The organism is Mesorhizobium sp. BR1-1-3, from assembly GCF_020165455.1.
GTDB classification, from domain to species: Bacteria; Pseudomonadota; Alphaproteobacteria; order Rhizobiales; family Rhizobiaceae; genus Mesorhizobium; species Mesorhizobium ciceri.
In genome coordinates this window covers 1-11440 of sequence record NZ_JAIUIC010000019.1, presented here as the reverse complement: position 1 = coordinate 11440, position 11440 = coordinate 1, and the positions used below count along the sequence as shown (strand labels likewise).

At 60.8% G+C, this 11440-nt stretch carries 7 protein-coding genes and 1 pseudogene; 3 read left to right on the top strand and 5 right to left on the bottom strand.

All coding sequences use genetic code 11. The annotated features are described in order from the left end of the window. Positions 1 to 2 precede the first annotated feature (2 nt). On the top strand, positions 3 to 2309 hold the full coding sequence (locus LB559_RS30195; RefSeq protein WP_224675681.1) for a mannose-1-phosphate guanylyltransferase/mannose-6-phosphate isomerase: 2307 nt from the start codon (positions 3 to 5) through the stop codon (positions 2307 to 2309). Between the two features lie 101 nt (positions 2310 to 2410). On the opposite strand, the gene LB559_RS30190 is transcribed toward LB559_RS30195, so the two are convergent. Beyond that, complete coding sequence (locus LB559_RS30190) at positions 2411 to 3283, bottom strand: FkbM family methyltransferase (RefSeq protein WP_024505424.1); 873 nt, start codon at positions 3281 to 3283, stop codon at positions 2411 to 2413. A 371-nt stretch (positions 3284 to 3654) separates the two neighbouring features. Between LB559_RS30190 and LB559_RS30185 the strand changes: the two genes are divergently transcribed. Both LB559_RS30185 and LB559_RS30180 read left to right on the top strand, forming a co-directional pair. Next, positions 3655 to 3936: a hypothetical protein gene (locus tag LB559_RS30185; protein ID WP_224675680.1), complete on the top strand. Its 282-nt coding sequence runs from the start codon at positions 3655 to 3657 to the stop codon at positions 3934 to 3936. Between the two features lie 156 nt (positions 3937 to 4092). After that, entirely contained in the window at positions 4093 to 4794 is a 702-nt protein-coding gene (locus tag LB559_RS30180; RefSeq protein ID WP_224675679.1) for a Crp/Fnr family transcriptional regulator, read from the top strand. Between the two features lie 355 nt (positions 4795 to 5149). On the opposite strand, the gene LB559_RS30175 is transcribed toward LB559_RS30180, so the two are convergent. The 4 genes and pseudogenes from LB559_RS30175 to LB559_RS30160 form a co-directional block, all read right to left on the bottom strand. Continuing rightward, positions 5150 to 6868, bottom strand: a complete 1719-nt coding sequence (locus LB559_RS30175) for a tetratricopeptide repeat protein (protein ID WP_224675678.1) — start codon at positions 6866 to 6868, stop codon at positions 5150 to 5152. Between the two features lie 46 nt (positions 6869 to 6914). Continuing rightward, positions 6915 to 8318, bottom strand: coding sequence for an HlyD family type I secretion periplasmic adaptor subunit (locus tag LB559_RS30170; RefSeq protein ID WP_224675677.1), 1404 nt, complete (start codon positions 8316 to 8318; stop codon positions 6915 to 6917). A gap of 20 nt (positions 8319 to 8338) precedes the next feature. Further along, complete coding sequence (locus LB559_RS30165; RefSeq protein WP_224675676.1) at positions 8339 to 10639, bottom strand: peptidase domain-containing ABC transporter; 2301 nt, start codon at positions 10637 to 10639, stop codon at positions 8339 to 8341. 189 nt (positions 10640 to 10828) lie between these two features. Then, positions 10829 to 11440 (bottom strand): annotated as a pseudogene (locus LB559_RS30160) (hypothetical protein); the annotation flags it as partial.

The window sequence follows — 11440 nt, the reverse complement described above, 5'->3', positions numbered from 1 at the left end:
CCATGTCTGACCGGATCGTAAGTTTTGTCATGAGCGGGGGGGTCGGCTCCCGGCTGTGGCCGCTCTCGCGCGAAGACAACCCCAAGCAATTCCACGATCTTTCGGGGGATGGCTCTATGCTTGCCAAGACTGTTCGTCGCCTTAAGGCGCGGCCGGACGGAGAGACGCCGATCTACCTGATAGCCTCCGAACGGCATGCCGAGCGCGTTATCTCGGACCTAGTTGCGCTCGGCCTGAACGGCGGCAGACCGATCTTCGAGCCGGTCGGCCGCAATACCGCGGCCGCCGTCGCCATAGCCACCCTGCAAACGATCTCCGAATATGGAGCCGACGCCCTTGTGCTCGTGGTCCCCTCCGACCATCAGATCTCGACGACAACGCAATTCTGGGAAACCGTCAAGGCCGGCGTGCCTGCCGCCGATTCAGGAAAGATCATCGTGTTCGGGATCAAGCCGACGCATCCCGAAACCGGATATGGTTACATTGAGACTACGGCAGATGCTGACGCAGTAGCCTCGGTTTCGCGCTTTGTCGAAAAGCCGAACGCCAAGTCGGCTCGCAAATACATGTCTTCGGGACAATTCTACTGGAACGCCGGCATTTTCCTCTTTCGTGCCGACACCATGCGGGAGGCTTTTCTCGAGTTCCAGCCCGACATCTGGGACGCCGCGGAACGGGCTTACAAGGGAGCGCGGACCGACGTCTCGGGCCTTTATTTGACACAAGGCTTCTACTTGGCCGTCCCCTCGACCTCGATCGACTACGCGATCATGGAGCATGCGCGCGACATCGCAATGGTTAGGGCCTCGTTCCGCTGGACCGACCTTGGCTCATGGCAATCCCTAATGGAGGCCAGCCCCACGGACAGCAACGGCAATGTCACAATGGGCGATATCGTCGCCATCGATTGCCAGGACTCTTACTTCAGAAGCCAGGGCAGACTGCTGACCGTCGTCGGGATGAAGGATGTTGCGATCGTGGCGACGCCAGATGCGGTATTCGTCGCACCCGTCAGCCACAGCCAGAACGTGAAAAAAATCGTCGAACAGCTGGAGAAGAGCGGACGCCTCGAAACGAAATTTACTGCCTCCGAAGACCGGATCATCATCAGTGGCTCATGGCGCAGGCGCGTGGAGCACTGGCTCTTCGAGGAAACCCTGCCGCTGTGGTCCACCGCTGGCGTCGACGATGTTTACGGCGGCTTCCATGAGGCCCTGGGCTTCGATGCGAGGCCATTGGGCAAACCCAAGCGCATGCGCACTGCCGCTCGCCAGATTTACGCTTTCGCAGTCGCCAAGGAACGTGGCTGGACTGGTCCGGCGGACAAGCTCATCGACCACGGTATCGACTTCATCGCAAGATTCGGCCGCACGAACCGCGGCGGGTGGGTGCGAACTCTCAATGCCAACGGCAGCGTGGCCGACCCGACCGAGGACGCCTACGACCATGCCTGCGTGCTCCTGGCGCTGGCTCAAGCTCACCGATGCGGACATCACGATGCCCTGGAACTGGCACAACAGACGTTTCATTTCATCGACGCCCATCTCGAGCACGACAGTCTGACCGGGTTCCTCGAGAGCCCCGGCTGGAACGGTGCGCGGTCTTCGAACCCACACATGCACATGCTGGAATCATTTCTTGCCTGGTATGGCGCCACGGGCGACCGTGAATATCTGCGTCGGGCAGCACGCATCATCGATCTCTTCCGGAGCCATTTCTTCGACCAGGAAAGCTGGACGGTTGGGGAACATTTCGACGCCGATTGGTTGCCGTCGCAGGGAGATGAAGGACAGTGGACCGAACCGGGGCATCACTTCGAATGGGCTTCGCTCCTTGTCGATTTCGCACGAGCGAGCGGCCAGAAAGACTTGGTCGCCTACGCAAGGAAGCTCTATTCATCGGCGGTCGCCAGTGGATTGAACCGGACAACAGGTCTGGCTTTTGCTGCCGTATCGCGGCAGGGAATCCCTCTCGACCGGCTCTCCCGCAGCTGGCCGCAATGCGAAGCCGTCAAGGCAGCCGTAGCCTTGGATGGCATTGGCGGGCCTGACCTGAAAGCTGAGATCGAAGCCCGTGTCGCGCGCCTGTTCAGATGGCACATCGATCCCGCGCCGCTTGGCTTGTGGATCGACAGGATTGACGAGCGCGGAAGGTCACTGGCAACGGAGGTGCCGGCGAGCATCTTCTACCATCTGGTGACGGCATTGATGCAGTATCTGGACAAGACCGCAGGCCAAGTCGAACCTTTCCCGCTTCCTGCTTCGGACGTGAGCAAGACGGGTTTGAGGCAGGTACTGGGTCGCTCCTGATGCGACGATCCTGAGATACGGTGTTCGTGCCGAACCGTGGTTGGCGAAGGTCGTCTGCACCGAACCTTGACGACCGCAGATATCGGCCCCTGGCGTGGCCGCTAAGGCACAGCCTTGGCCGCGCGCACCGGCAACGCTCGCTTTCCCCCGGTCGTCGGCCGCCGTGAGGCTGCCGGTGCCGCCAGGAGTTCCGAGGCAATGAATATCAGGTTCTCGCCGTTGACGAGGCTGTCGATCTTCCTTCCGCTCAAAAGCGAGTAGACGAAAGTGAGGCAGCCTCGGCCGGGAAACATAAAGTCGTGTGGTTCCACGATGATGCACGGCACATGCTTGAGGACCTTGCCGCAGTCTCGCGTTGCCTCCAGCTCCGCGCCTTCAATGTCCATCTTAAGCATCAGCAATTTCGCCTTGGGCAGTCTGGCAAGAAGGCCCCGTAAGGTGACCGACGGCACGCCTTCTCCGTCTGCCACGCCCCGTGCCCACGATGGGCGCTCGCTGTTGACAAGTGCAACTTCGCCCTCGTGGCACCAGAGTGCGCCGTAGACAGACATGATCCGCTCTAGACCGGCGCAGTTCGAGAGTAAGACTTCATGCGTTTGGCGATCCGGTTCGATGGCCATCACCACAGCATCAGGATACTGGTCTCTGAGGAAAATCGACGAGTAGCCAACGTTAGCGCCGGCATCCACAATAACGGGTATGATCCCCCTCCGTCTCCATCCTGCCGCGAGCCGGTTGAGCGCGCTCTGTCCACCCTTTCCAATTTCATATTCGCCGTGCCCAAAAATTTGTGACATGACAAACAAGTCGCTGTCGGTAGGCCTGATCAGCAATTCATGATCGCCACAGCGAACTTTCATCGCCGAGCCGATCCCGAGTGCGCGGCGAAGCAGTACTGAGACCAGTTTCCTCCAGCCGATAGCGCGCGCGAGGCCGTCAATGTGATAGAGCTTGGCGTAGAACGTCCGGTTCATCGTCGCAGTATCACCTGAGGGTGCACCAATCTCCATACAGCCTTAGGGAGTAGCCAGGCCGGCTTACCACCGAAGCAAATTGCCCGCACACAACCCCCGCATGCGCATTCCTGCCATCATGCCCCCCACGGTTCGGTCATAGACATGCTTCTTCCTGCGCCGCTTATCAGCAAGGTACCCAAGGTGATGGTAGCTACGGCAAATTCGGTAGCCCTTGCCTCTGTGTCGCTGCCGCAAAGCGGGATAGTATGCTTTGGGAAGATGCCTGACGCGACATTGAACGACCTCTCCCGATCATGGAAATGCGGTTAATTCGTCAAGGCATGTAACTTGAGACATGAACCATCTTGTCCGAACGGTTGAGACCAGCGATGGGCAAAAAAAAAGTCCGTGCCAGACCCAGCAGTGACCTTCTGAAGCTGCTTGCCACAAGGCCAAGAGCGGTGGCGCTTGCCGCGCTGCACGTGAGTGAATCCATGCTGCTGGAATTCGAAGCATCCGAGCTGTTGTCAGCAGCAGAGATTAGAGGGCTACTTAAGGACGCGTCGATGACGTTACGAAATGCCGCCGAGCAAGTGGACAATCGTAGCTGCCTCATCGCCAGCGAAATAGTTGATTCCATGCGGGAAAATTTCAAGAGAAATAAGACTTAAACCGGTCGCCCATTGGCCGACCGGGAAACCTGTTATCTTCAACCGAAATTGCCACGTCATCGATAGTGCATTGGAGGATACTCTTCACATCAATTTTAATATACGGTGTATGGGAGGGAGGTAGTTCGGGCAGTAGTTGGGCGGGGTTGCTTCTGAATGATGCCACATCCATTTTTGCGCGTGAATGAAAAAAGCCTGTCGTATGAGGACGATACGGCGCTGATCAAAAGGCTGGGATTCACGCCGAAGCGCTATCTGGCGGAGACGGTCATCGTCAATCAGGGCGAGGATTGCGATCGCATGTTCATTGTCGAGTCGGGCTGGGGGTGCCTTTCTCATGAACTTGCCGGCGGGCAGCGACAGATTCTAGATTTTGCACTGAAAGGCGACATCGTCCTACCTCAGTCCTACTCGGGCAGGGCTCTTGAAACGTTTGTGGCTCAAACCGAAATTTCAGTTCTGGTGGCTTCGACCAAGACATTTACCGCTGCGGCCATGCAGTCGCCCCATCTGTTCTCCCTTGTTCTCGAAACCCTCGTGCACAATGCAGCGGTTGTCGCTCAACATCTCACCAATGTGGGACGACGCAGCGCCTTGGCGCGGACGGCGCATCTCTTCCTCGAACTGATGACGCGTCTGGAACGAATCGGCTCTGTCACGCGCAACAGCTATGAATGCCCTCTCACGCAGTACGATCTGGCGGACGCACTGGGACTCACTCCCATTCATGTCAACCGGATGCTGCGGGAACTGCGCGAGCGCAAGTTTCTCGAATTTCGGCAGGGCCACGTTCGTGTGCTCGATCAGCAGGGCCTGACTAAGTTTGCTGGATTCGAGCAGGAATATGTCGACGGTTGAGACGTCCCGGCAAATCTTGTTCCCCGGTAGCGGCCATCGGGCAAGATCGAGGACGGGCTTTCCCGGGCAGCATCCACTTTCCGGCGGCGGATCTGTTCCGTCTGGCCCGCTCCCTATCCCGACTGGCGTCCGCCGGCCAGGCGCCGGCCAATTCAATCTCGGTTTCTTGGCGCGATCTCTTCGCGGTTGCCTAAGCGATACCGTCCTTGGCGTTCCGCTGCAGCGGCGAGTCCGCTCGGCACAATTTGAGGACCACAATCAGGAGCGATAATTGGTGCTCGCTGCTCGGATCCTAAACAGAGCGTAGCTCTTCCACCAGACCTATGGCCCCCGCAGAGCCAGCCTTCGAGGCAAACTATGAGAGTTCATTCGCGGCTTCCTGAACACCCTGCGCAAATGCTCGCTCGAGCCAAAGGCGGCCTGCTACCGGGTTGTGTTCCCCGGCACGACCATTGCAGAGATAGCCCCCGAGCATGAGTTGGGCATAGGCATGTCCCCGCTCGGCGGCGGCCGCGAACCATTTCTGCGCTGCGACCGGGTCGAAGGACAGACCTTGGCCATTCGCGTACTGGGCACCGATCGCAAACATAGCCCCGGCGTGCCCGGCTGCGGCTGCCCGCTTGAACCACTGCGCGGCAGCCTGAGGCAAACAGGCGCCGCCACGTCCGTTGAGAAGCATTTCGGCAAATGCCACCTGCGCGTCGACCATGCCAGCATTGGCCGCCCGCTCAAACCAGCAACGGGCTTGTTTCAGATCGGCAGCCACGCCGCGCCCATCCTGAAGCATTCGCGCGTAGGCATATTGCGCATCGGCCACGCCTTCGGCTGCCCGCCTCACCCATCGGGCAGCTTGCTCCTCGTCCTTTCGCACGCCGACGCCCTCGGCAAAGCAGAGGCCGAGGTTGAACGCTGCAATCAGATCGCCCGATGAGGCGGTCGCCTCGAACCATCCAGCGATGCTGGCGCGGTCGCCAGGCTCGCCTGCTCCTTCGATAACCAGATTGGCAAAGTCGACCTGCGCTTGCTGATTTCCCGCATTTGCGGACGTACGCAGCCAGCGCGCTCCCTCTTCGACGTCCCGTGCGACACCGTTTCCGGAAAGATAAAGCGATGCCAACGCACGGGCAGCAGCCTGATGGCCGGCATTTGCCGCCCGTCGGTACCATGTTGCGGCGTCCGCATAGTCTGGCGGCGATCTCTTCACATGCCGATCGCCCAGACGATAGGCTGCCTCAATATTTCCTGCCAATGCGGCCCGCCGCATCCACGCCTCGCCGGCGGCGATATCTTGACCTGCAAGGCCACCCTCGATGAGAGCCGATCCGAACCGGAATTGGGCTGAGGGCAAGCCTTTCTCCGCGGCAAGCTGATACAGTCGCGCGGCTGCCGGTCGATCAGCTGGCATGCCGCGTCCATGCTCAGTCAGGACCCCAAGAAGGTAGATTGCGGTTGGCAGACCGGCGTCGGCAGCGCGTCGAACCTCGGCGGCAACTTTGGCCGTCTGCGCAGGCTGCCCGCGCCGGGCGAGGGAAAGAGCAAGGCCCAGGCATCCCTCAGGGCAGCCGGCTGCCGCAGACTTCTCATACCAGCCATGCGCCGCATCCAGGTCCCGCATCGCTTCGGGGCCTCTGCTAAGGATATAGGCGAGAATTGCCTGCCCGGTTGCGGAGCCAGCTTCGGCTGCCTTTTTCGCGAGCCCGAACGCTGCCGCGAATTCCGGCTCCCGCGAGGAATCCCGTTCGAACAAGCTTTGCGATTCCAAGCCATTGCCGTCGGGCTCCTGCGCCGCCAGTCCAGCCACGTAAAGCGCGGCGAGGAGCGACTGGGCATCGGGGCTGCCGTGATCGGCCGCTCGCCGCAGCCAACGCGCGCCTTCCGACCGGCTTGGCGGCACACCCAAACCTTCGAGATAGCAACGAGCGACGCGGTATTCGGCCTCGACAATCCCGGCGCGTGCCGCAATTGCCAGCAGCGGAAAGGCTTCTAAAGGCTTGCCGCTGTCAGAAAGCTGGATCGCCCGGCGCAATACCAGCGCTGGTGGACCGTAAGCAGTCAGGCGGTCAAGGATTGCCATCGATGCGAGAACGCATACCTCCGTTTGTCGCGCACGGCGCCCGAGCCTATGGCTCCCTCATCGCTTCTTGGCCTAGGGGGAGTATGGCGCCGAGAATATACTTGAGCACGGTACGGCGGCCGACCTTGACGTCAGCGGTTACCGGCATGCCAGGGACGATCGTGAAACTTGCGGGCACGCCATGGAGGGCGACCTCGTCGATGGAAATCTGCGTGCGGTAAAACAGGTCAGCGTCCGGGGGCAGCATGGCCAACGAGCTGTTCGGGTCGCGCGCCTGTTCCCGGGCCGAGAAGGAATCCGGGCTCACCGTGCGCACAGTGCCATGCGCGAGGCCATATTGCGAATATGGAAAGGTGTCGAACTTGATGGCCACGGGGTCACCGACGTGGACGAACCCACTGCTACGGCCGATAATGTTCGTTTCGATTTCAAGCACCGCGTCGTCCGGCACCAGGGTCATCAGCCGATCACCCGATTGCAGGATCGACCCGACGGAAACCTTCGCCACTGACTGAACGATGGCGTTTGCATCGCTTTTCAGCTCAACCAACTGTTTACGCAGCTTTGCCTTGTTGAGAAGCTCACGGGCATCGGACATACGCGAGCCCGCCTCCGACAGGCCTTGCGAGACTTCCGCGCGCCAGCTCTGGATGTAGCCATCGCGGTCGGCGGCCACCGTCGCCTGTTGTCGCTTGGCAGCTTCCGATGTCTGCTCGGCGTTGCCGAGCGCCCGGGACATCTCTGCCCAGTTGTCCTCGGCCAGAAGCGTATTGAGGCGGCTGCCCACCTGTCTTGCTTCCAGTTGCTTGCGCATCCGTTCGATCGAAGCCGCGACGGCCAGTCGCTGGCGGTAGCCGTCAGCATCGGACCGGGAACGCGAGATCACGGAACTGAGTTCATCGCTCTGCCGGTCAAAACTCGACAGCTTGGCGTCGTAGACGGCTTTTCGACGATCGAAGATTGATGCCTGCAGGGTCCAACTCGGGTCCAGACCGTCATAGCTGAAGGGCTTTCCGTCGGCTTCCGCTTTCAAACGGGCCACTTCGGCTTCAAGTGTCGAGACCTGTGTCGTCAGCGCAGCAAGGTCAGCGGAGGCGAAGGTCGCGTCGAGGCGAGCAAGCGTTTGACCGGCTCGCACGCGCTGTCCTTCGCGCACCTCGATCGAGCGGACGATCGCCGTCTCGAGCGGCTGCACCAGAATATTCGGCGATTGCGACACCACGAGCCCTCTGGTGGAGACGACCTGATCGACCGGTATGAGCCCTGAGAGTGTTATCAGGGCAACGACCATGCTTGAGATGATCCAGACCATGCCGCGCGCCATTCGTGGGACGGGCGCATTGGCGATGGCCGTCGACGGCCATTGGAATTCCAGGATGACGGGCATCGTCGGATCGCTCGGCTCTGTCCGGCGCCGGACGGGAAGACTGGAATGGGTGATGCTGCTCATGGGCGCCCCGAAGCCGATGCTCACACAAGTCTCGGCGGCACAGCGGCCAGACGAGCTTGGCGGTTGTCAAGATGCCGGTTCTGCTGCATCCAAAGCTGGCGGTAGAGCGCACATCGTTCGAGCAGGGTCGCATGCGGCGCGACATCGAGGACCTGGCCCTGATCCATGACCAGGATCTGGTCGCATTCGGTCAGCGAGGAAAGCCGGTGCGAAACAATAATCATCGTGCGGCCCCTGGCGATGCGCATGAGATTGGCGCTGACCACCGCCTCGCTCTCCGGGTCAAGCGCGCTGGTCGCCTCGTCAAGGATCATGACGGTCGGATCGTGGATGAGCGCGCGCGCAATCGCCAGCCGCTGCTTTTGACCACCCGACAGGTTGGGCGAACCTTCCTCAATATAGGTGTCATAGCCGTTGGGCATGCGTTCGATGAATTCTTCGGCGCCGGCAAGGTGAGCGGCTCGCATGGCGTCGGAAAGGGTCAGGCCGGGGCGCCCGGCGATGATGTTGTCTCGAATCGACCCGCGGAAAAGGAAATTGTCCTGGAGGACCACGCCGAGCCCCTGGCGAAGGTGACGCAGGTTGATTTCCTTGAGGTCGACGCCATCCAGCTTGAGAAAACCGCTGTAATCGCGATTGATCCCCTGCAGAAGCCGCGCAATTGTCGATTTCCCCGAACCGCTGCGCCCGACGATGCCGAACATCGTCCCTGCTGGAATGTCGAAGTTGACCCGGTCAAGCGCTGGCGTGTTGGTGCCGATGTAGGTGAAGGTCAGATCACGGAAACTGATCTCGCCAACGAGCTTCGGTCTCAGACCTGTGGAATTCGAACTGCTTTCCAGGGGCCGGTTGAGGACGGATCCTGCCTCGCTGATTGCCGCCCCTACCTCCTCGAAGTCCTCGACCAGTCGAGCAAGACCGACGAGAGGCTGTGCGACGCGTTGGGCGATCATCATGAATGCGAACAAGCTGCCGACCATGTAGCCAGACGTGTCGCTCATCGCCAGATAAGCTCCGATCAGCATGGTGCCGAGGACCATCGCACGCTCGATTGGCGTGACAAGCGTCTGCGGCCAGTTGGCAAGCTGCCCGAAGGCAAGGCGCGCCCTGCCCGCTTCCGCCACCCGCTCGTCCCAAAGCGCCCTGCGTTGCGGTTCGAGACCGAGCGCCTTCACCGTCTTGATGCCGACGACGGTTTCGCCGAGCGCCGCCGCCTTCCAGGTCTCGGCATCGACCACTTGCTGGTAGCGGCGGCGCAACGGCGCGAGAAAGGCGAAGATGATCAACATAATCACGCCCGCGCAGGCAAGCACCATCCAGCCCAGCGTGGCGTTGATATAGAACATCACCGGGATCAGCACGCAGAGCGTGATCAGATCCAGGAACGTGCTGAGGAGTTTTCCGGTGAGGAATTCGCGGATGCGATAGATCTGCGCGAGATGGTACATCGTCTCGCCGGCCGGATGACGCTCGAAATAATCAAGTGGCAGACGCAGGAGCCTGCTGAAAACATGCAAGTTCAGTTTGGTATCCAGGCGGGCGCCGACGACGTTGATGATCAGCCGTCGGGCGTGACCGAGGAGCGTCTCGTAAACGAACAGGACGGCAATTGCGGCCGACAGGAGCACGAGGGTTGAAACGCTGTTGAACTGCAGCACCTTGTTGACCAGTGTCATGACCATGAGAGGCGGCAGAACGGTAAGGAGGCTGAGCGTGAACGAGGCGATACCGATGTCACGCATAGAACGGCTTTCGAACCGTACCAGGTCGATCAACCAACCGAGGGTGAAAGGCGCATCGGCCGCGATATAGGATCGCGCTGGACGCAACAGCACGGCCTCACCCGCCCACACCTGCGACAGCCGCAACTCGTCGATGGCGATGGCTTCGGCATCCTCGGGCGCATCCGCACTTTTGAGGAAGACGACATTCCGCTCTGGACTGGCCCCGGTGAGGAGACCTGCGCCACCGTCATTGAACAGCAGGACGACCGGTCCCGTGTGCTCGAAGCGCAGAAGATGCGACCAGCGGATGCGGAGCGCACGCGACCACATGCCGCCGTTCTGGGCCCATTGCGAGAGATCGGTCGCGTTTGGAACCGGGCTTGCGCTCGCCACCTTGAACTCGTTCGGGTCGAGTTCGACGCCATGGTAGCGGGCGACGCGTAGCACCGCCTTGAGGCGCGGGGCAATCCGGTCGAACTCGGCGGGTCCGCCGGGTGCCCTCCCCGCCTCGCTCTGGCTGCCAACCTTGCCCGTCGCCTCCGCGTCCACGCGGATCGAGGTTGGCCGTGCATCGGCGTTCAGAGGTATGCTCACCATGCACTTCCCCTCCGGCCCACAAGCGAGGGTTCAAGGATGCTCCGGGCAAGCCGTCCCAGCCGGGACTGCTGACAAAACGCACTATATTCCAAATAGGCCAGCCGCACGGGCCCTTTGCCCGCCTGGAAATGGTGAACGCGCGGCACTTGCGTTCCCGCAAGGGCCGCGCGTTCTTTCTTCAACCTGGACTCAGTCATTAGGTTTCAGAATATCCTTCATTGCCTTCTTCAGCGTGTCGTCGGTGTTAGCGTATCCGGCGCCTTGCTTGCCCTTGTCAGAAGTCAAGTCGGACGTTGCACCGGATGTCTTGTTCTGGTTCGGGCTAAGGCCCTTGATCGTATTGAGAACGTTCAAGAGATCGCTCGTCACCGAACCCCCAGCCAGGCCAACAAGCTGCCGGAACGAGGCTTGGCTATCGGTGTCGCTGCTGGTGGTCGGGCCCGATTGCAAGAACTGCTTGGAGTCCTTGAGTCCGAGCGTATCGGCCGAGACCTTGGCGTGGTTGCCGTTACCTGGCGAACCATCGTTGTCGGACCCGTCATTGCCATGCCCCTTGCCTGGGTTGCTGCTGTCGCTTCCATCAGGATCGTTGCCGCCACCGTTATTGCCATGGTCGCGGTCACCGGTCCCGCCGCCCGAGCCAGTCGCACCTGTCGGACCGGTGGCTCCGGTTGAGCCTGTCGAACCTGTAGAGCCTGTTGCCCCAGTAGAGCCGGTCGAACCTGTCGATCCGGTCGAGCCAGTTGCTCCGGTATTACCGGTTGCACCTGTGGCGCCGGTCGAGCCGGTTGCTCCGGTCGA

Excerpts from the sequence above, each read along its gene's own strand:
- LB559_RS30195 (WP_224675681.1), top strand. The coding sequence starts at position 3 with ATGTCTGACCGGATCGTAAGTTTTGTCATGAGCGGGGGGGTCGGCTCC.
- LB559_RS30190 (WP_024505424.1), bottom strand. The coding sequence starts at position 3,283 with ATGAACCGGACGTTCTACGCCAAGCTCTATCACATTGACGGCCTCGCG.
- LB559_RS30185 (WP_224675680.1), top strand. The coding sequence starts at position 3,655 with ATGGGCAAAAAAAAAGTCCGTGCCAGACCCAGCAGTGACCTTCTGAAG.
- LB559_RS30180 (WP_224675679.1), top strand. The coding sequence starts at position 4,093 with ATGATGCCACATCCATTTTTGCGCGTGAATGAAAAAAGCCTGTCGTAT.
- LB559_RS30175 (WP_224675678.1), bottom strand. The coding sequence starts at position 6,868 with ATGGCAATCCTTGACCGCCTGACTGCTTACGGTCCACCAGCGCTGGTA.
- LB559_RS30170 (WP_224675677.1), bottom strand. The coding sequence starts at position 8,318 with ATGAGCAGCATCACCCATTCCAGTCTTCCCGTCCGGCGCCGGACAGAG.
- LB559_RS30165 (WP_224675676.1), bottom strand. The coding sequence starts at position 10,639 with ATGGTGAGCATACCTCTGAACGCCGATGCACGGCCAACCTCGATCCGC.